The 20,248-nt window shown below is 43.4% G+C and carries 24 protein-coding genes; 8 read left to right on the forward strand and 16 right to left on the reverse strand.

The features are described from left to right. Nucleotides 1-127 precede the first annotated feature (127 nt). Entirely contained in the window at nucleotides 128-688 is a 561-nt protein-coding gene (locus tag HOP45_RS15785; RefSeq protein ID WP_181350345.1) for an NADPH-dependent FMN reductase, read from the reverse strand. 273 nt (nucleotides 689-961) lie between these two features. On the opposite strand from HOP45_RS15785, the gene HOP45_RS15790 reads away from it, so the two are divergent. Then, the gene (locus tag HOP45_RS15790; RefSeq protein WP_181350346.1) at nucleotides 962-2,383 is read left to right on the forward strand and encodes a sodium/glutamate symporter; all 1,422 of its coding nucleotides are present in this window, start codon (nucleotides 962-964) and stop codon (nucleotides 2,381-2,383) included. Between the two features lie 256 nt (nucleotides 2,384-2,639). Then, the gene (locus HOP45_RS15795) at nucleotides 2,640-3,644 is read left to right on the forward strand and encodes an NAD(P)/FAD-dependent oxidoreductase (RefSeq protein WP_181350347.1); all 1,005 of its coding nucleotides are present in this window, start codon (nucleotides 2,640-2,642) and stop codon (nucleotides 3,642-3,644) included. A 129-nt stretch (nucleotides 3,645-3,773) separates the two neighbouring features. Here HOP45_RS15795 and HOP45_RS15800 read toward each other — a convergent pair whose 3' ends face one another. After that, the gene (locus HOP45_RS15800) at nucleotides 3,774-4,190 is read right to left on the reverse strand and encodes a hypothetical protein (RefSeq protein WP_181350348.1); all 417 of its coding nucleotides are present in this window, start codon (nucleotides 4,188-4,190) and stop codon (nucleotides 3,774-3,776) included. Nucleotides 4,191-4,436: 246 nt separating this feature from the next. Here HOP45_RS15800 and HOP45_RS15805 point away from each other — a divergent pair, with 246 nt between their 5' ends. Then, nucleotides 4,437-4,604: a hypothetical protein gene (locus HOP45_RS15805; RefSeq protein ID WP_181350349.1), complete on the forward strand. Its 168-nt coding sequence runs from the start codon at nucleotides 4,437-4,439 to the stop codon at nucleotides 4,602-4,604. A gap of 135 nt (nucleotides 4,605-4,739) precedes the next feature. Next, a complete protein-coding gene (gene coaA / locus HOP45_RS15810) occupies nucleotides 4,740-5,675 on the forward strand; it encodes a type I pantothenate kinase (RefSeq protein ID WP_181350350.1) in 936 nt (311 codons plus the stop codon). A gap of 50 nt (nucleotides 5,676-5,725) precedes the next feature. On the opposite strand, the gene HOP45_RS15815 is transcribed toward coaA, so the two are convergent. Together HOP45_RS15815 and HOP45_RS15820 are read right to left on the reverse strand one after the other, a co-directional pair. Beyond that, the gene (locus HOP45_RS15815; RefSeq protein WP_370458053.1) at nucleotides 5,726-6,634 is read right to left on the reverse strand and encodes a formate/nitrite transporter family protein; all 909 of its coding nucleotides are present in this window, start codon (nucleotides 6,632-6,634) and stop codon (nucleotides 5,726-5,728) included. A 280-nt stretch (nucleotides 6,635-6,914) separates the two neighbouring features. Beyond that, the gene (locus tag HOP45_RS15820) at nucleotides 6,915-8,066 is read right to left on the reverse strand and encodes a lactate 2-monooxygenase (RefSeq protein ID WP_181350351.1); all 1,152 of its coding nucleotides are present in this window, start codon (nucleotides 8,064-8,066) and stop codon (nucleotides 6,915-6,917) included. A 210-nt stretch (nucleotides 8,067-8,276) separates the two neighbouring features. On the opposite strand from HOP45_RS15820, the gene HOP45_RS15825 reads away from it, so the two are divergent. Then, entirely contained in the window at nucleotides 8,277-8,609 is a 333-nt protein-coding gene (locus HOP45_RS15825; protein ID WP_181350352.1) for a hypothetical protein, read from the forward strand. Nucleotides 8,610-8,671: 62 nt separating this feature from the next. On the opposite strand, the gene HOP45_RS15830 is transcribed toward HOP45_RS15825, so the two are convergent. From HOP45_RS15830 to mscL, 9 genes are all read right to left on the reverse strand, one after another. Further along, complete coding sequence (locus HOP45_RS15830) at nucleotides 8,672-9,118, reverse strand: DUF4064 domain-containing protein (protein ID WP_181350353.1); 447 nt, start codon at nucleotides 9,116-9,118, stop codon at nucleotides 8,672-8,674. A 21-nt stretch (nucleotides 9,119-9,139) separates the two neighbouring features. After that, nucleotides 9,140-10,099: an ABC transporter permease gene (locus HOP45_RS15835; protein WP_181350354.1), complete on the reverse strand. Its 960-nt coding sequence runs from the start codon at nucleotides 10,097-10,099 to the stop codon at nucleotides 9,140-9,142. Next, on the reverse strand, nucleotides 10,092-11,012 hold the full coding sequence (locus tag HOP45_RS15840; protein ID WP_181350355.1) for an ABC transporter ATP-binding protein: 921 nt from the start codon (nucleotides 11,010-11,012) through the stop codon (nucleotides 10,092-10,094). Before HOP45_RS15840 ends, HOP45_RS15835 begins: the two co-directional genes overlap by 8 nt. Before the next feature lie 322 nt (nucleotides 11,013-11,334). After that, entirely contained in the window at nucleotides 11,335-11,496 is a 162-nt protein-coding gene (locus HOP45_RS15845) for a hypothetical protein (RefSeq protein WP_181350356.1), read from the reverse strand. After that, entirely contained in the window at nucleotides 11,493-12,719 is a 1,227-nt protein-coding gene (locus HOP45_RS15850; protein ID WP_181350357.1) for a tetratricopeptide repeat protein, read from the reverse strand. The genes HOP45_RS15845 and HOP45_RS15850 overlap by 4 nt, the downstream gene beginning before the upstream one ends. A gap of 140 nt (nucleotides 12,720-12,859) precedes the next feature. Then, nucleotides 12,860-13,486, reverse strand: a complete 627-nt coding sequence (locus HOP45_RS15855) for an ATP-binding cassette domain-containing protein (RefSeq protein ID WP_181350358.1) — start codon at nucleotides 13,484-13,486, stop codon at nucleotides 12,860-12,862. A 23-nt stretch (nucleotides 13,487-13,509) separates the two neighbouring features. Beyond that, nucleotides 13,510-14,175 carry a molybdate ABC transporter permease subunit gene (gene modB / locus HOP45_RS15860; protein WP_181350359.1) on the reverse strand — a complete coding sequence of 222 codons (666 nt, stop codon included), beginning with the start codon at nucleotides 14,173-14,175 and terminating at the stop codon, nucleotides 13,510-13,512. Between the two features lie 17 nt (nucleotides 14,176-14,192). Beyond that, complete coding sequence (gene modA / locus HOP45_RS15865; RefSeq protein ID WP_255437708.1) at nucleotides 14,193-14,993, reverse strand: molybdate ABC transporter substrate-binding protein; 801 nt, start codon at nucleotides 14,991-14,993, stop codon at nucleotides 14,193-14,195. A gap of 141 nt (nucleotides 14,994-15,134) precedes the next feature. After that, a complete protein-coding gene (gene mscL / locus HOP45_RS15870) occupies nucleotides 15,135-15,635 on the reverse strand; it encodes a large conductance mechanosensitive channel protein MscL (protein WP_181350429.1) in 501 nt (166 codons plus the stop codon). Between the two features lie 167 nt (nucleotides 15,636-15,802). Here mscL and HOP45_RS20545 point away from each other — a divergent pair, with 167 nt between their 5' ends. The 3 genes from HOP45_RS20545 (at nucleotide 15,803) to HOP45_RS15880 (ending at nucleotide 17,289) form a co-directional block, all read left to right on the forward strand. Further along, nucleotides 15,803-16,096, forward strand: coding sequence for a phospholipase (locus HOP45_RS20545; protein ID WP_219914656.1), 294 nt, complete (start codon nucleotides 15,803-15,805; stop codon nucleotides 16,094-16,096). A gap of 109 nt (nucleotides 16,097-16,205) precedes the next feature. Then, the gene (locus tag HOP45_RS15875) at nucleotides 16,206-16,319 is read left to right on the forward strand and encodes a YjcZ family sporulation protein (RefSeq protein WP_181350361.1); all 114 of its coding nucleotides are present in this window, start codon (nucleotides 16,206-16,208) and stop codon (nucleotides 16,317-16,319) included. 376 nt (nucleotides 16,320-16,695) lie between these two features. Next, nucleotides 16,696-17,289: an SCO family protein gene (locus HOP45_RS15880; protein ID WP_181350362.1), complete on the forward strand. Its 594-nt coding sequence runs from the start codon at nucleotides 16,696-16,698 to the stop codon at nucleotides 17,287-17,289. 75 nt (nucleotides 17,290-17,364) lie between these two features. On the opposite strand, the gene HOP45_RS15885 is transcribed toward HOP45_RS15880, so the two are convergent. The 3 genes from HOP45_RS15885 to HOP45_RS15895 all read right to left on the reverse strand — a co-directional run bounded on the left by HOP45_RS15885 (nucleotide 17,365) and on the right by HOP45_RS15895 (nucleotide 20,205). After that, nucleotides 17,365-18,027: a class D sortase gene (locus tag HOP45_RS15885; RefSeq protein ID WP_181350363.1), complete on the reverse strand. Its 663-nt coding sequence runs from the start codon at nucleotides 18,025-18,027 to the stop codon at nucleotides 17,365-17,367. Nucleotides 18,028-18,040: 13 nt separating this feature from the next. Continuing rightward, on the reverse strand, nucleotides 18,041-18,622 hold the full coding sequence (locus HOP45_RS15890; protein ID WP_181350364.1) for a hypothetical protein: 582 nt from the start codon (nucleotides 18,620-18,622) through the stop codon (nucleotides 18,041-18,043). Nucleotides 18,623-18,723: 101 nt separating this feature from the next. Then, the gene (locus HOP45_RS15895) at nucleotides 18,724-20,205 is read right to left on the reverse strand and encodes a flavin monoamine oxidase family protein (protein ID WP_181350365.1); all 1,482 of its coding nucleotides are present in this window, start codon (nucleotides 20,203-20,205) and stop codon (nucleotides 18,724-18,726) included. Nucleotides 20,206-20,248: the final 43 nt, after the last annotated feature.

Below are 20,248 nucleotides of genomic sequence, written 5' to 3' on the forward strand. Positions count from 1 at the left end.
CCCTCCTTTTATGTATAAGTTATTTTTTATTATAGGGGGTGGGCCCAGCGCTTACAATGCCCAATATTCCACGTTATACTTTAAAAAACGTACAGACCTGTTAGTCTGTACGTTTGAAAAGGCTATGTTATTGATGAGAAAATTCTAACTCTTTATCAGCCCAAACGACAAATTGGTTCACAACTGAATCAATGAATTCAATGGTTTTTGGATCGGTCAATTTATTCTCTTCATTGATTTTCCCTTGGACAGCCCCGACAAGGATTTCATTTCCCGGCATCACTTTAGCACCCATACCCGGTGCGTTCAAAATTTGGCGCAAATGCATTTGAGCGCGTACCGTTCCAAGCATCCCCATCGTTGCTCCAGCAATCATAACGGGTTTACCGGCCATTTCACGCTCTCCTCTAGAAAGCCAATCCAAAGCATTTTTCAAGACACCTGGAATGGAATGATTGAATTCCGGCGTCACCAACAGGAAAGCGTCAACATCATGCACCTGTTGTTTGAATGTTTGCACCTGGACAGGGAGGTCGTGTTCAATATCTTGATCATAATGGGGCAAATCGCGGATATTGATGATTTCGATGTTCAACTGGCTATTGTACCGTTCCTGCATAAATTGGGTCAATTTCATATTATACGAATCTTGGCGGATACTCCCCACCAAAGCAGCTACCTTTAACACACTATCTCTCCTTCACCATAGATGTTGTAACCCTCATTATAAAAACACCCTCACCCAACATCCACTATTCTGCTCGCACACACCCTCTTAGCGTACCTGGTACAAAATCCAATTTTCTAAAAGAGCCGGGTGTTTCATATACGTACATGGAACACCCGGCTCTTTTTAAATCAACCAATTTGTACCAGGTACGCTCAGGGGCGCTCTCTCTGAGTTTACGTATTGGGGATGGTGGGAAAATCGAAGTAACGAGTTTAAAGGAGGTTCGGCACTGTGTCTGCGGAAGCAATCGGTTTTAGTTTACTTGCTATGGGCGTCTTCCTGATTATAGGGAAATTGATTCGTGTCAAAGTAAAGCTATTTCAATCACTATTTTTACCAAGCTCCATAATTGGCGGCTTTGCGGCATTACTTTTGGGCCCACAAGTTCTTGGTAATGCATTAACCCCTATAACGGGCGAAAATTCTTTTTGGGCGACTGGACTGGTAACGGATGATATTACCTCCGTATGGGAAACGCTACCTGGACTTATGATCAATGTTATTTTCGCTTCGCTTTTCCTAGGAAAAACCACTCCATCACCAAAAAAGATATGGAATAACGGCGGTCCTCAACTTGCATTCGGGTGGACCCTTGGCTGGGGGCAATATGTTATTGGTATTTTAATTGCTTTATTAATTCTCACCCCTATCTATGACATACCACCCATGGCTGGTGCGTTAATTGAGATTGGCTTTGAAGGTGGTCATGGAACAGCTGCAGGGATGCAAGGCACATTTGAAGAACTCGGGTTTCCAGAGGCATATGACCTGGCAATTGCCCTTGCCACAATAGGTGTATTGTCTGGAGTTATCTTCGGTATCGTATTAATAAATATCGCCATTCGTAAAAACGAAACGGCTATTGAACAAAGCCAAAGCAAATTTACTGATTTACAAAAACTTGGCATCCGTGAATTTGAAAACCGCGAAACCGCCGGGACCATGACCCTCCGGCAAGAATCCATTGAACCCCTGTCCTTTCATTTTGCCATGATCGGCGTCGCCATCCTTATTGGTTACGCCATCCAGCAAGGACTGATGGGGATCGAAGCCATTACGTGGGGAACATGGACTGATACCTATATCATGAGGTACATCCCTTTGTTTCCACTTGCAATGGTGGGGGGTATACTCCTTCAACTAGTACTGGATAAATTCGATCGGTTCAATACCATCGACCGGCAAATGATTATGCGCGTTCAAGGCCTCTCCCTTGATATACTAATCGTCACAGCAATAGCAACCATTTCACTGGCTGTCATCGGCGAATACTTTGTTCCATTTCTCCTGCTTGCAGCAGGCGGCGTATTATGGAACTTGTTAGGATTCAAACTCTTCGCCAAAAAAATGATACCGAGATATTGGTTTGAACGGGGCATTGCTGATTTTGGCCAATCCATGGGAATTACCGCAACAGGACTGTTGCTCATGAGGATTGTAGACCCTGAGTCTGAAACTCCAGCACTCGAATCCTTCGGGTACAAACAATTAATTTACGAGCCATTTTTAGGAGGAGGGTTAGTAACCGCCCTATCAGTGCCGCTTATTCATACATTCGGACCTGTCCCATTCCTGATTTTCTCCTTCATCATGGTAATACTAGGACTTCTCCTAGGACTCCTATACTTTGGCAAGCAAACCAGCAACGATTAGTTTATTGGTTTTTGTACCTAGTACAAAAACCAACATCTCAAAAGAGCCGGGTGTTCCTTGTACGAACAAGGAACACCCGGCTCTTTTCATTCTTATCATTTCGTACCAGGTACGCATAAAAAGGTACGCACAAAAGTCACTTGAATTATTTAGGCTCATCCTATATAATTGCTTTGTTGATAATGATTATCATTTTTAATTAAATGCTATATATTGATAACGTTCTCAGGTACTTATATGCAAAGGAGCTTCAGGTATGGATAATGAGCAAGATTTATATGACTTGACGATTATCGGCGGCGGAACGACGGGGTTGTTCGGTGCTTATTACGCCGGCATGCGAGATATGAAGACCAAAATATTGGAATACCATTCAGACATAGGAGGCAAAGTCTCCTTCTTTTATCCGGAGAAAATGATTTATGACGTAGGTGGCATCCCAGGCGTGATGGGCGAAGAGCTCGTTGAACAAATGAAAGACCAGGCTCTCAGTGTCCACCCTGAACTTGTAACCGGCGTTTACGTCACATCTCTTCAAAAGCAGGCGGATGGAACGTTTGCAATTCGAACTTCTGATAATCAGACTCACTACTCCAAGACTGTGCTGCTAGCCACTGGCTTTGGAACCTTCGACATGGTACCGTTAAATGTTGAAGAACGTACGGAATATGAAAACCACTCCATTCACTACACCATCAATCACATGGATCAATTTTCTAACAAAACCGTCATGGTCGTTTCTAGCGGTCGAATAGGCATAGATTGGGCGTTAGCGTTAGAAAGCCGAGCCGAAAAAGTGTATCTCATCAACAAAGGAGATACGTTTCAACACGTCTCAGATGCAGATCTAACAGCCCTCCAACAATCTACTGTTGAAGTGTCAACGCAATCCTCTGTAACAAGCTTAACCGGAAGCGGACAGCAGCTAACACAGGCGGAGGTGTATCACCAGCAAGAAGACACTTCAAGAAGTCTTAAAATCGATCATATCCTTGTTTACGAAGGACTGAAGATGGAAAAAGCCCCGTTTGAAGACTGGGGATTAGACACAGATAAAAATAGACTTACCGTCAAAAACAACATGGAGACGAGTGAGGAAGGTGTCTTCGCAGCTGGGGATGCCGTAAATTATCCCAATAAAACTACACTAATCGCCTCAGGTTACTCGGAGGCTATGACCGCTGTTAATAGCGCAAAAACGCACATCGAACCTACTGCAAGCAAACAAGTCTACAGCACCGTCGTCTACCGAAAAAAATAAGCGTACCTGGTACAAAACACGCTATTTCAAAAGAGCCTGGTGTTTCTTGTTCGAACAAGAAACACCAGGCTCTTTTTGTTTTCATGCTTTTGTACCAGGTACGTCATTAGGTACGTCATTGGAAGTAGGTCAATCAGGTACGTTAATCGGCTCATGGGTTTCTGGCAAGGAGGTTTCGGTGTAGTTGCGGATAAGTTGCCATTTATCGGTTGACTTGTCTTTGTGAAAAGTCTGAACGAATAACTGAGTTGAGTCGGATTTTTGACCTTCTATCAACATTGTGAGCCAAAACACACTCATGACTTCATCTTGACGAAGGGATATATGCTTCTCAACCTCGAATTCCCATTCTACATTTTTATCTGCAAAAAAGTTGAAAATATAATCCCAGCTTGCAATCATATGCCCAAATCCGTGATCATACACGTGAGAGTTATAAACTTCTCTAGAAACTAAATCGGTGGATACGATGTCCTTCATGGTCAATACATCGCCATTGTGCCAAATATCCTGATACATATCAAAAAAACGTGTAAACGTGTTCATGTGGCACCTCTCTTTCACAGAAAGAAAAACATTTCCGTCACCATAAACATTAGTTTAATATAATAATGATTTCAAACAACATAACTGAATTCAATCTAAATCACATCGATTTTCCTACATCTGGAGTACATTTTTCTCACTCCCTAATATCACGAGTTTCAAGTCCAACATGTTTTTCTTTACATATAAGTATCATCACCTATCCATACTAACGATAAAACAGTACGAGTGAGGATGGTGACAGCTATGGTCGATCGGACGAAAGTGTGTAAAGCCTGTGACGGATTCGGGATGCTAAGGGATGATGAGGAATGGTTTTATATGTGCAGAATTTGTGGGGGGAGCGGTATAATGGGAGAAGAACAATTCTCCACGGTGTTAGAAGTAGACGAAAACAACCGGTTATTGGACTAATTTTTTAAGGACAGACTAAATGTTCTGTCCTTGGCTTTTCCATTCCTGCTTCGACCGAAAACGACTTTCTTTGAATGCGTTTTAATACGTGCTACAATCAAAGGGATTGAATTCTGCGAAGGTATGTGATGTCAGATGAGCCAATACGTTCCGTACATAAATTTCAACAAAAGTGAGTGGTCCCAGCTTAAGTTCAACGTCCCCATGACCCTGTCTGAAAAACAGATCGAGAGGTTGAAGGGGATTAATGAAAACTTGACGATCGAGGAAGTGGCGGATGTCTACCTTCCTTTAAGTCGCTTGCTGAACTTATACACCTCAGCTACCCAACAACTGCATAATGTTACGGATACATTTATGGGCAAAAGCACGCGTAAAGTTCCTTTTATTATCGGGATAGCGGGAAGTGTAGCCGTTGGAAAAAGCACCATCTCCCGGATTCTGCAGGCCTTGTTATCTCAATGGCTCAACCATCCCAGAGTCGAGATCTTAACTACAGACGGTTTTTTATACCCGAATGCCGTTTTAGAAGAAAAAGGGCTCATGAACAGAAAGGGATTTCCTGAAAGCTTTGACACCAAGCACTTGATTGACGTACTCTACCGCCTTAAGTCCGGAGAACCGGAAGTTACCGCTCCCGTATATTCTCACTTGCACTATGACATTATGCCAGATGAGACCCAGGTCATTGAACAACCGGATGTCGTCATCGTGGAAGGGATCAACGTTTTGCAGATACCGAAAACGAACGATTATGATCCAAGTGTTTATGTGTCGGACTTTTTTGATGTCAGCATTTACATTGATGCCTATGAAGATTACCTGAAAACATGGTACATTGAACGATTCAAGAAACTGCGCGACACCGCCTTTCAGGACCCTCGTTCCTATTTTAATAAATACGCCAACCTCTCCGATCAAGAAGCCAATGAAATCGCAGAGGATATTTGGGAGCGCATCAACCTGGCCAATCTAAGAAAAAACATCGCCCACACGAAAAACCGGGCCGATATCGTGCTGGAAAAAGGCGAAAACCACTACGTATCGAATATCCATTTAAAAAAAATTTAGGTGGAATGTTAAAACCAGAGGGATCTTCCTCTGGTTTTTTCGATGTTTACTTAATTTTTATTCAATGCTGTTTGGATGTCATCCTTATAAGCATAGGAGAACAGCAAGGAGACGAGCAATGCCCCTCCAATTAAATTACCAATACTGGCGGGAATCAGGTTGAATAAAATGTATTCGTACCATGAATACTGCGTTTCTGATAAAACACCGATTGAAAAATACCCCATATTCGCAGCACTGTGCTGGAAGTTACCAGCCACAAACAAAACGACCGGTAATGTCGTTCCAAGGATTTTTCCTGTGATATCCCGGGCAGCAGTCGTCAAGAAGGCAGCCATCCCGATCAACCAATTAGCCAATATGCCTGAGACCAAGACTTCGAACCATCCCTTGACGCCATGCTCCATAAATTTCATCTTATGCTCTAAATAAATCGATAATTCAGAATAGAAGAGTTCCGTTAAAGACGATGAAGATTGTATAAGCAACCCGACAAATAAGGCTCCGATTATATTGCCAATATAGGCTGACAACCAGAACTTCAGGATATTACGTTGCATCAACCCGGTTATATTAAACAAGTAAGTCGGGAGAAGCACATTGATTTCAGTAAACAGGACAGCTCCTGAAATGAACACCATGGCATAGCCAGCTGCGAACCCTATCCCTGAAAGCAAGTAATAAATACCCTTTGCATCGATGCCTGTTGCAAGAAGAATAGAAAATACCGCCCCAAATGTCATAAAGGATCCTGCTGTCAGGGCGAGCAGAAATTGGGAACGGAAGGATTGATTTAAATGATCGCGTCCCTTTTCTCCGAATTCACTGACAATTTGAGACGGAATGTAAAATTGTCTGCCCGGCTGTTCTACATCGCCTGCACTCATCTTCGTATCCGCTGCATTTTCCGCTTTATTTTTATTAGATGGATTATTATTATTGTTATGATCTTCTGCCATATATCCGTTCCTCCAATCTTTAGTGCATTCCCGTTGTGCTCACGTTCTAACCTCTATATTCAGCAAACTATCCCTCAGACTATTAAAATCAAGCTTCAGAGACAACTAAGAGCGCTTACTATTTAGGATGTGCTTTAAAAAACGTGAATCTGACGCTTGCTCAGTGGTCTTTTGAACTCTTCTCACAATAAAAACAGACCAAATCGCCTACGATCTGGTCTGCTCATTTGATTGGTATACATTTATAGACTACTCTCTCAGCTTACTAAACGCCCCATTCCTAGCTCGTCGTCAACAACCCTCTGTGAATCCCTTCAACGGAGGATTGCCCCGACAGTGCCATCGTTAGATCAAAGTCGGCGATGAGATTACGAAGCACTTGCTGGACCCCTTCTTCTCCTGCTAAAGCCAACCCGTACATATAAGGGCGGCCGATGCAAACTGCCCGAGCCCCAAGTGCTAAAGCCTTCATGATATCCGAACCGCGACGGATACCGCTATCCATCAGCAATGGGACATCGTCCTGGACAACATCCGCAATGTGCGGGAGCGCTTCAATGGAAGCGATAGCGCCATCGACTTGCCGACCTCCATGATTGCTGACTATAATGCCATCCACGCCATGCTCTACCGCGAGCTTGGCATCTTCAGGATGTAAGACCCCTTTTAATAAAATCGGAAGGGATGTCTGGGACTTTATGAATGCCAAGTCATCCCAAGTAAGAGAAGGATCACCGAATATTTGAACCCACAACATGATCGCCGCTCTCATGTCCTCTTCAGGAGCATGTCCCAGTCTAGCGCAAAACACGGGGTCTGCTAAGTAATTTCCCATTCCCTCGGCTTGTAAAAAAGGAAGATAGGCATGTTCTATATCTTTCTCACGCCATCCCATCATAGAGGTATCGAGCGTAACCACAATGGCTTGATAGCCTGCTCTTTCAGCACGTTTCACCATACTGCCTGCAATCTCACGGTCGTTGCTCCAATACAATTGAAACCATTTGTCTCCCTGACCCATCTCCTTGGCTGTCTTCTCCAAGCTGTAAGTCGATGCGGTGCTCGATATAAAAGGTACCCCCATCGCGGAAGCTGCTCTGGCTGAAGCTAACTCACCTTCTTCGTGAACCACCGATTGGACTCCTACAGGTGCGCACATAATGGGGTAGTTCAATTTGGTGCCAAATAACTCTACACTCAAATCACGCTCTGACGTGTCACGCAGCATTCGGGGAATGATCTTCCACTTGTCAAATGCGCGTTGATTATCCCCAGCTGTAACCTCACGTCCAGCTGATGCTGCTACATAGTCATATGGTTTTGCATCTAAACGCTGTTTTGCTTCTGCTTCTAATTGTTCAAAATTGACTGGCACCATATTGACTTCCTGACGTTGATACACTTTCATCTGCACATCATTTCCAAATCCCATTTCACTCGCCTCCTTATATAAAGCGCTTTCACGAAAAATTATACTATAATATACAGAATAATGAAATTTTTTATGTCATTTATTGAAATCCTTTGCAGCTTCCGTAGGGCATAACCCCTATTCCTACATTGACACAAACAAGGGTCAAACATAGAATAATGCTAACCCGACAAAATAGATCGGAATAGTACGCGTGAAGGGGTTGGGCACGTGAAGAAATTCCCGTTGACACTCATAACTGTCTTTTTGATAATCTCCTGGTTTGTGGGCCTCTATTCCCTCTCAGTAATAGATGCCTCAACAATAGTCATTCCCCTGCTTGGTGAATTTCTTTGGATGCGTAATACTCAAGGTCTTCTCGGTTTGACCGCAATATTCACTTTATTAACCTTGCCCGTTCTAACATTTATGGTCACAAACCGCGTGACATTAAAGCGATTGAAAGTCTGGTACACTCTGTCAGGAGCAACCAACCTTGCCTGGGTGATGATCATTTTCCTGCAAATAAAGATTGCAGCCTATAATTTAGGCATCTGCCATTAATCCTCCAAAATAAAGAGCTGACCTCGATGGGCAGGTCAGCTCTTTTCTCTAGTTCGTCTCGTTTATACAGTTCCTTCAGGTGGTGTCTTCGATTTTCTTACGAGCGCTGTAATACCCGCAATAAGATAGGCAGCCCCTGCTAAGAAACCGAGAAACGCAGTGGCTATCGTACCGACAACAGCTGTAATGATCAAGATAATTCCTGCCGCTTTCGGTTTTTTGTTTCCTTTTAAGAATACCCACGACAGTATGCCAAGCACAACCGCTATGATCGATACCACGAGGAAAAAGGTAGCCCCGCTTCCGATCATGTCGATAAATTGATCTACATTAATATTCGCCTCACTGCCTTCAGCTCCTTCAGGCACACCTTGTTCCATCCCTTGTTGAATTTCCTCTCTGAGCTCCGGATTATCTTTAACGTTCAGAACGAATATGCTAAGACCGATAATGGCCGCAAATAATAAAATTCCAATCCAAGTGAAAATCATTTCAGCTGTCCGCTTCATAGCTTTTCCTCCTTTTCATCGTTAAGCACTGGCTACATCCCGTTTGGTGAACACAGCCCAGGCTAAGCATAAGAATATAACAAAATAGACGGCTAACACACCGAGTGAAAATCCGAGTGACGTGCCCTCAAACATTGGGTTTCCGCTAAGATGCTGATTCAAATCTGTATTGGCAAATAGAATGTACTTTGCCCAATCGAATCGGCTAAGGAACGCAACGATCGAATTTCCAGCAAACATTAAGAAAATCGCTACTCCTATCGCCAAAGCACTGTTTCGGAAAACCGCCGAAATCATAAATGCAAACGTCGCCATCATAACTAAATTAACAGAACCTAGCAAGTACTGTAGTAATGTATGCTGCAGGATAGACGTTTCATGTACAGAACCGTCTTTAAAATATAAATACGGTTCACTGGCGCTTTCAATGCCGAAAAATGCCGAACCGGTCAAAAAGGCTAACACCATTAAAAATACGAGCATCGTCAACGCAAAAACAAGGACAGACGCATATTTGGCAAATAAGATCTTCGTCCGTGAAATCGGGCGGATCAACAGCAGTTTAATCGTGCCCCATTTAAACTCATTTGCTAATATACCCGCTGCAACAATAATGGTAAACAAACTGATGACTGCTGTGTTCGTACGATTTTCTTGCAGGAAACTCCACACATCATATCCCCGCGGTTCAATGTCGTTATCAAGGCGGTATTGATTCATGGCTATCTGCTCCTCATTACTCGCAGCAAAGCTAGGCGCCTCTTCTGCCTGTTGTTCTAATTGTTCATTTTCAGCCTGCAGCTCCTGTCGCCAATCCCCGCCTTCTCCAGTCTCGGACCCGTCAGTCATTTGACCCTCTATTTTAATAAACACAGCCATCGCAATAACTAACAAAGCGAGTATGCCATATAAAATCCAGTTGGAGATTTGGGAATAACTCTTCATTTGCTCGTTTCTGATTAATTGCAAAAAATTACTCAATAGCTCCCTCTCCAATCAAATCTAAGAATTTATCTTCCAGTGTAGAACGATGAATACTCACACTGAAGACTTCAATATCGTTTTCAACCAGCTTACGCACAAGGACGGGGATATTCTCCCGAGTAAGCGTCACGTATAACCCATTTTGATCGCTTTTTACTTCGGATTCGGTAAACTCCTGCAAAAGAGGTTTGGCCTGCTCCTGAGGCGTAGCGTCAACGAACACTTCTTTCAGGTTTGACTCCTGCAACGCTTCATTAACGGTCTGAATGGTAATCAACTCACCATTTTTAATAATACCGATGCGATCACACATCATTTCCATTTCCGATAAGATGTGACTGGATACGATCACAGCGACTTGCTCTTCTTCTGCCATCCTTCTTATGTATGATCTAATTTCACGAATTCCAGATGGGTCCAGCCCGTTTGTCGGTTCATCTAATATTAGAACCGAAGGCCTGTGCAAAAGAGCCTGGGCGATGCCGAGCCGTTGCCGCATGCCAAGCGAATATTTCCCTACTTTCTGCTTGATTCGATTTTCTAAACCGACAAGCTTTACGACCTCCTCAATCCGTTCTTTAGACACCCCCGGCATCATCCTGGAGTAATGAAGCAGGTTTTTCCATCCGCTCATAAAGGGATACATCTCCGGGTTTTCAACAATTCCCCCGACATGGCGTATCGCCGATTTAAAGTCCTGACTGACGCTTTTTCCTTCTATAAAAACATCGCCTTCACTCATTTTCATCAATCCGACCATCATGCGAATCGTGGTCGTTTTACCAGCGCCGTTAGGCCCTAGAAAGCCGAACACTTCACCAGGATAGATATCAAAGTCCAACCCTTTGATGATCGGCTTGCTGCCAATTGTTTTTTTCACGTTCTGTAACTGCATGGCTGGCTGTGTCATAGGTCGCAACCTCCCTTTCATTTAATTAAATTTGCCACTAATAGGTACGATAAACGTTAAAAAAAGTTTCAAACTTTTTCTAGTTCATTCCTACCCCCATACTCTACCATGTTTTAACAGAAAAAAGAATAGAATTCGACAACAAATGAATCCTTTCTGCCATTTATTGACGATTCATCTGCAAATTTTACTTGAGTACCCAAGCTTTATCCAAAAAAAAGAGCCTTATAAAAACAGCTCTAGTAAAGGCTATGGTTGATTGCTCATAAAAACGCTGCCGGGCAAACGCTTCAGGCTTACAAAATTTATGTTATACCACTATTTACGCCGCTTCTTCAGGGTCATGCGAATCAGGGTAATCGCCGTCATCTTGAGCCTGATCTACCGTTGAACTGCCTCCGCCATCCTTTGTCATTTGCCCCGGGTGAAAGGTGGTTGCGGCCAAACATGCAATCAGAAGTAAGCAAACCCACCACTTTTTCATTTCATCTCCTCCTCATGTACCCCATGATAATAAACTGCTGCCTTTTGGTAATTGCCTAATCGGTAATAATATTTTCCTAACAGCACTAAAATCTCCTTAAAATCTTCCTTCTCTCCATGAGTCCTCACTTCATCCAACGCCGATTCCAGGTAGCGAGTGATGGCCCGGGTGCTCTGTTGACCGCCTTCGCTAATGGAAAAGGTCAAAATTGTAAATTTATATGAAAGGGAGAGGTCTCCCTCCGCTAACTCCAATCCTTGCTTTACAAAATCAGCAACTTTCAATTTGTCTCCCAATTGAAATGCCGCTTTTGCCATTAAGTTCAAGGTACGGAGTTTCAAAGCACGTTCATTCGTTTGTAAACATTCATTCAAACATTCAATGCAAGAGTCATAATCTTTCATTAAGAAATACGTGTAACCCATATGATAAAGCGCTTGTTGATAGATATGGCGTAACTTGTGGTTATCTTTTGATATGAGAAGAATGCCGTTAAAATGTTCCATGGACTGCTCGTATTCCTGCCCCTGGATATTGATCATCCCGAGTAACAGATTACAATTCAGAACATTTTTGTAACTCGACCGCTTGGCATAGGAGTGGAGAGCGCGTTCCGTATACGTAAGGGCCTTCATAAGCCGGTCTTTTTTGAGGTGCGTTAATCCGAGATAATACCATAATTCAGGTTCCTCAATGCTTAAGTAAACATCCATACCTTCCGCTTCTCGAAATGAAGTGGATGCGCTGTTGTAGTCACATGTTTTATAGTAATATATCCCTTCAAACAAAAATAAATAATAGAGCAAGCGCTCTGGAAGTGAGGCCAAAGAGGAACGCAATTCTTTTATTTTTTCAAGGGCGGTAGAGAGCTTGTCTAATTCTAAGTCATAGCGGATGAGGAATAATTTGTATGTTTGGGTGAGGACAGGGTCAGATTGCTCAAGTAAGCGAAGTGAAAGATCATCACTCAATTGTTTAATTTCCGAAGGGGCTTTGTCCGATTTGATGTCCTCGTAAAGTTTATATATATCGGTCAGGATCATTTTGCGCATACGCAGGCGTTCCTGGTTTAAATGAGGCGACCTGCCAGAACCCATTTGGTTTTCGACAGAACTGAAGTTAACCTTGCCTAAGAATGGATCAACGGAATGAATATAATCCTCCGAGAAACGAGCATCAGGTGTCATTAATTGCGAAGGTTGAATAAATTCATTCTTTGTCATTTTACGTTCTACCCTTCATTTTAAAAGTTACATTAATTATAGTTAATTATCTGTATATTTCCACACTTTCGACAAAAATAGTGAAAATAAAACCGTACATCTGTTTGTATCACTAACAGAAACCGCTGTATTATGCCTCATTACCAGCCTGTGCTATTCATCTTTCCATCCTTTATTTCAAGGATTCGATCCCCTAACTTAACGGCTTCCTGATAATCATGGGTTACGAGAACAATGGGAATCTCCCAGATTTGGTAGAGTCGCAAAAGTTCCTGATGGCACTGTTCGCGAGTCGCTTCATCCAATGCGGAGAAAGGTTCGTCCAATAAGAGCACAGAAGGTTGAGTAGCCAGCGCCCTTGCTAAAGCAACCCGCTGTTTTTCACCTCCTGAAATCTGCTTTGGATAATGGCTTAAAATAGGTTCAATGCCCATGACGTTAACAAGCTGATCAACAAGTCGGCTATCCTTTCTTCCATAGTTGATGTTTTTTTCAATAGTCATGTGAGGGAATAAAGCGTAATCCTGAAAGAGATAACCAATGTGTCTATTTTGGACAGGGGTAGGCTTTTGGTCGTTGCCGTATAATGCGCTGCCATTCAGCATAATCGTCCCGCTATCAGGATGTGTTAAACCAGCGATACAGTTTAAAATTGTGGTTTTCCCTGCTCCTGAAGGGCCGAATAATATTACAATTTCATTATTCACTACAAATTGGACATCTATTGAGATCATAGGTAGTCTTTTTTTTATATCCAAATGAAGCATACATACGCCTCCCGCATCAACCGTTATACTTTCATAATGGTACGTTTGCTCCACCAATTCAGCCACATTATAGCGCTGAACCCGAGCACGACAATAATGATGACCCAGACGATTGCCGTCTCACGCCTGCCTGATTCCACGGCAAAGTAAATCGCGAGTGGAATGGTTTCCGTTTTGTTCGGAATGTAGCCGGCTACCATCAACGTTGCACCAAACTCTCCGAGCGCCCGGGCAAACGTTAGCACAAGACCCGCCAGCAAGCCTGGCCAAGCTAACGGAAAGGAAATCGTCCAAAACACTTTGAATTTTGAAGCCCCCATGGTAAGGGCTGCATTCTCAAGATTACCGTCATAATTTTGGAAAGCAGCTGAAGCGCTTTGGTACATTAATGGAAAGGAAACGACTGTTGCAGCGAGGACGGCGCCCATCCACGTAAACACCACTTGAAGATCGAACCAATTCAGCAGGACCTTTCCGATTATTCCATTTTGTCCAAACACATACAGTAAACCGAAGCCGACAACTGTCGGAGGGAGCACTAAAGGCAACATGATCAGAGACTCTAAAATCCCTTTTCCCCGAAAGTTTTTTCGCGCCAGTACCCTCGCGAGTACGACACCCACTGTAAACACAAAGATGGTGGCGATGCCTGCTATTTTCAATGATAAGTAAAACGGAGTAAAATTCATGACCTTGTACGACCACCTTATCCTTGCCCTGATGTGAACCCGTAATCAGAGAAAATCTGTTGAGCTTCGGTTGATTGCAGATAATTGATAAACGTTTCAGCGTGTTCAGGAGCGTCACTACTTGCCGTAACCGCTCCAGGATATACAATAGGAGAATGCCAATCGGGGTTCGCATTATCAAGAACCGTCACTTTATCCGATTGGAGGGCATCACTTGAATAGACGAAACCTAACTGAACATTGCCTGATTCAACATACGTCACGACTTGACGCACATCTTTTCCGGATACAAACATTCCTTCAACATGCTGCCACTGCTCTAGTGTTTGCAAGCTTTCCTTCGTGTACTGACCAACTGGAACACTCTCGGGATTTCCGATGGCTAACTGCACATCTTTCATTGATTCCAGGTTTTCAAATGTGGCACCTGTTGCCTCTCCAGCAGGCGCTATTAAAACAAGTCCGTTGTGAGCGAAATTGATACGCGTTTGTGGTGAAATAAGGTCATTTTCCTCCAAATTATTCATCCACTTCTGGTCCGCAGATAAAAAGACATCCGCTGGTGCACCCTGCTGGATCTGTCTAGATAAATTGCCTGAACCTCCAAAGTTAAATGTGAGGTCAATATGAGGGTGCTGGTCTTCGAAGTTCGTTTCCAGCTCATCCATTACATCGGTGAGACTGGCTGCGGCTGAAACCACTAATTCAGTTTCTTGTTCATTCGCCGGGGAATCTTTGGGCTCCTCAGCAAAGGGGATGCTCAGGCCGCATCCACTTAGAACGAGCAGTATAGCCAATATAAAACCTAATCCTCTCATGATGGAGCCCTCCATTGTATGACTGTGCTTATCGGATGTATGATGTAACTCAATTATAAGGAGCAGCTTCACGTTAGTAAATGGATACGGCTGCCTGGGCACAAAAAAGCCGAGCCTGCGTCAGCAGTTTCTCGGCATTGATCATTTAATATTAGTCCGCATTTTTAAGCTAGCGGCTTTCCGTTTTTGGGGTTCAATTTCCTCTTCGATCAAGCGTGATGAACAGTTTGGGCAAATAACGGCTCGCGTAGGAATGGGCGTACAGCAATAGGGACACTCTTTTTTGGTCATCGCTATAAGCGGGTCCTGGTCAGGCTTTTTCCACCGGTTCATTTGACGAACTACGATAAACACTGCAAACAAGATGAGGACAAAGCGAATTGCGGACGTTATAAACAATCCGTAATTGATTGTAGCTGCCCCCGCATCTTTAGCTGCAGCTAATGATGCGTATTTTTCACTTCCAAGAATAATGTATAAATCAGAAAAATTCATCTTGGCTAGCAATAACCCTACCGGAGGCAGCAATATATCAGAGACAAGAGAATCAATTAAACCGCTGAAAGCAGCACCTAACACCATCCCTATCCCCATATCTGCTGCGCTTCCTTTGACAGCAAACAATCTGAATTCCTTGAGCAGCCCCATGAGGACCTCCTCTCATAACTTACTGTTAATCTACTCTATGAGAACGACCAAGTGGGCATGTCTAAAATCTACCATATTTTCATGACCTACACGGGTTTCGGCAAATCACATAGTATGACTATACAGACTTTGTCTGACGAATAATAGAGAGGTAGCTGATCATGAGAAGAAACCCTTATAACCAGAGGTGGTGCGTCTTCCCGGGTTATAATTGGTGCGGTCCAGGCTGCAGCGGTCCAGGGGCCCCCATAAACCGCTTAGACGCCTGCTGCCAAGCCCATGATGAATGTTATAGAGTTTATGGTGATTATTGTTATTGTGATCGCATGATGTTACGTGCTGTAGCTCCCCTTATCACCCCCGAAACAAAAGAAGGACGTCATGCCAAAAAAGTTTATGACTACATGAGACTGCAATCCAAATTTACTTGCGCCTTCAGACGTCCACCTAATTGAGAAGATTCCCAAAAACCGGGCGAATAACCAATCAATTATGACTCCCTGACATATACCATGGTGTAAGGGTATTTTCCCTTCTATCATATACAACAAGGAGATGAATGCAATGTCTGGAGGATATGGATACGGTGGCGGCTTCGCCTTAATCGTCGTATTGTTCGTATTATTGATCATCGTTGGTGCTGGAGCGTTCGGTGGCAGAGGCTACGGTGGCTACTAAGTAAATCACATTAAAATAAGCAGGCCACCTGAATGATGTTCAGGTGGCCTGCTTTGTCATGTCTTTATATAAGCGGGTAATATGACGACCGCTGGCTTGCAGCGTTTATAACATTGAAAGGATTGCCCCAATTACCACAATCGCTCCTATAATCATTAAAATAGTCCGAATCACAATACTTCACCCTTTCTCCACTTGATTTTAGTTATTGAATTCCTTTTTTCAATGAACGCTAAACATGCCCGCCAAAAGAAAAATAAATTGGGGGGGGACTACCCTTTAATTTTGAATTTTTTATGAAACCTATTATGAAGTGCCCAACTTTAATGAAGACATGTTACGATTGGCATACATATTCATTAAGAGAGGGTTTCCTATGCACAAAAAAAAACGATTTCTATTTACTATCTTACCCATCTTCAGTTTACTTATTATACTGTCCGCCTGTGGGCAGCAAGAACTTGAAGACCCGTTAGGCTGGGAAGTGAATGCGTTTGAGTATACCACTCAATCAAATGAACAGCTTTCCTTAGCGGATATGGAGGGGGAAGTTTGGCTTGCCGATTTCATTTTCACCTCGTGCAATACAGTCTGTCCGCCTATGACACGTAATATGGCCAAGCTGCAAAAGCAACTTGAAGAGGAAGGTCTTGATGTTAAAATCGTCTCCTTCAGCGTTGATCCAGAAGTCGATACACCAGAAAAACTTCAGTCGTTCGCTGAAAAGCATGGTGCAGATTTATCTAATTGGTCATTTTTGACAGGCTATGAGATGGAAGACATTAAAACGTTTGCTGAGGACAGCTTCAAAACCCCCGTATCCAAACCTGAGGGTGAAGATCAAGTCACTCATGGGACGTCTTTCTACCTTATTGACCAAAATGGTGTCGTTCAAAAGCGATATAACGGAAATAAGGATGTCCCTTATGAACAAATCGTAGAAGGTGCCAAGATTACCGCCAATCAATAAACACTTAAAACCCGAGCCGTTCACTGCGGCTCGGGCTTTTAGCGGGTTAACACTTTATTATTATTAGGGGGATTTTCATTTTTCTTTCTTGGACACTAACTCCGATTCCACAATATAGCGATCCGGGGCAGGACCGATAAAGTCAAAAGGATAACATGTCGTCAACGTTAAAGTCGGTTTATTTTTACTCACAATGACCGAACGATCTTTGCGGTCAGTAATCCAAATTTTTCTGATTTGGTATTCATAAACAGTTCCATCATAAGTGACATAGAGGTAATCGCCTTCAGTTACATCGCGGAGTTTATTAAACACCGTATCCCGATGCCCTGAAAGGACTACATGTCCTTGACGATCCGGCGTGACTGTCCATTTGCTATCATGAAGACCCACGCCCTGCTTCAGCGTATCTTCACCCGTCCCCCAGAAGATATCATATTGATAGCCGATCCGGGGGATAGCGAGCTGTCCTACCTTCTCGCCCACGTCAGGCGCCTTTTCGGGCTCCTTCTTTGGAGTGTGTTTCTGTTTTTCTTGCGGTTTTTGTACTTTGACGGCATCCCCATTTGTTTCAAGGTTTATAGATGCCTGCTTCTCTTGATTATCCCACCCTGTGTGATCTTGCCTTGTTTGCTCGGGCTCGTAATCAGCGGACTCGCTCTGAGCCATTATTGAATACCCGCTCCAGCCAAGTGTGATACCACCCAGGAGGATAAGGAATAATCCAATACGTTTCATACACGCATCTCCATTAGGCTGCTGAGCGTTTTCTAAAGAAAGTCAACCCAAAGCCCATCACGATCATCAAAGCACCAAGGCTCATGACAAGCGGCAATGATGTTGCGGTATCCGGCATTTCGCCGCCCTCACTGCCAATTTTATCGTTACGGTCTTCCATCATCCATTGGCCATCTTCGTATTTATACTCGACGGTTAACGTGTAATCATCGCGCAATTGGTTGCTGCCGGATTGTGTCAACATATAGTGGTTATCACTTTTTGCTTCCAATTCATAATCCTGATCGGTCTGAACCATAAGAGGTCCGTCTTTTTCTTCAATGTAAAGATTTCCATCTTCTTCATAATAATAATTTTCCACGTAATAGTTGGCTAGAGAATCCGTCATGATCTCAGCTAATTTGTTTTTCAAGCCTGCTTTGGAATCAAAATTCTTAACTTGCAGGTTAGAATCTGTCTCTTGAATGACCCAATTTTCAAATTTCTGTTCGAGCTCATCTACGGGCGGCTCTCCATGATTGTCTGCAAAAACTTGGCTGGAAAAGCTGAAAGCCAGCAGCACCCCTAGGGTAATTGACATGAACTTCTTTAACATACTATAACCTCCTTAAAATGTGATGTACCCATTTGACGATCACATTGAAGGAAGGTCCCAAAAATCGTGCAATTTTTTCTCATTTTTTCATAATCTTCCTGTTATTTCGACCTCATCTGGACTTCATAAGCGGCACGAATCCCCGACTCCACGGCTCCTTCGATCCAGCCGTGAAATTCGGACGTGTGCTCACCTGCAAAATGGACACGTCCTTCAGGCTGGTGTACGGCCTCCGCTAAATCAGTCTCTTGATTCGGCGTATACAAAGTGAAGCAACCAGCGGAAAAGGGATTTTGGCTCCAATTAAATGATGCGCCCTGTAAAAACGAGGCATAAACCTGATTGCCATACATTTTGGCTAGGCTGTTTAACACCTCACGAATTTGTTCCTCTACAGGTAAACTGTTCCAAAGTAAAGCGTTCTGTCCCCAGCTATAGCTCGCGAGCAGCACCCCGGGACCTTTTTCTCCTATACCGTGGCTGGGCGGATATATGAACCGTATCGGCTCGTCAGACGTAATGTTCCCGATAGCCGCCTTTTCCCAAAATTTATCACGAAATTCAATCCCTATTTTGACGGAGGGGACGTAATTCAACTCGCGGATGGCTTTCCATTTTTTAAATGAAAAAGAATCAAACGGCACGACATCGACGTATTGGAACACTGAATAGGGAAGCGTAACAATGGCCGCATCAGCTTCAAAAGCATAATTCTTCCCTGTTCCTGTTTCGCGAGTGTACATGGTTACGCTATCTTTTGCCTGTTCCAACCTCGTTACCTTTTGGCCGCATAAAATATTCTCTTTCAATAGGGGCAAAAAAGATAACGGCAATTGATCGTTGCCGCCTGTTATTTCATAAAATTTCAATTCTTCATTAAATATGGTGCTGACGATATCCAATAAAATATCAACGAATGAAAATTCTGGGAACCCTTCTATGCCAAGAATAACTTTGATCATACGAATCGCATTGGGAGATAGGGAAGGACCTATGGGGTTAAACCTCAAGAAATTATCAAACGAATACCTATCAAAATTCTTCCTTAATAATGCTTTTTGTTCTTCTGAGGAGTTATTATAAAGATCGATGAACGGCTGGACCGCAGCCAGGAAAAGCTCACTCGCCGTCTTGCCTTGTTCTTCGGGCGGGAGAGGGTAATCAAGTAAATCAGGGTTCTCTTCATACTGTGATACATAAGCCTGAATACCGTTAACGACCAACATATCTTCCGGGGTCGTGTTTCGAAATACGTTAGTCGGGAGATTGAACTTTTTAATGTATTCAAATACGAGTTTGTGCGTATCTGGAATACGCATCGCCCCCATATCAAGATAATTACCTGCTGTGAATGGCTGGCGCAACGTGAAAATGCGCCCGCCTATACGTTGGTTCCCTTCTAATAGTGTGACGTGGTGCCCGGCTTCCTTAAGCAGCGAGCCGGCGATCAGACCTGCCATCCCTGCCCCTGCGATGACGATGCGTTTGGGTCCAGTTCCGGGTGGCAAACCGTTTCGGATTATAGCCAGTTTGTCATCCGGATACGAAAGTTCGGCATACTCCGTTTCGCGTGTGTCATACATCACGCCACCTCCCTTTACCATAATACGTAAAAGGGAAATCCGG

It is taken from the genome of Thalassobacillus sp. CUG 92003, from assembly GCF_013618635.1.
Classification (GTDB): domain Bacteria; phylum Bacillota; class Bacilli; order Bacillales; family Halobacillaceae; genus CUG-92003.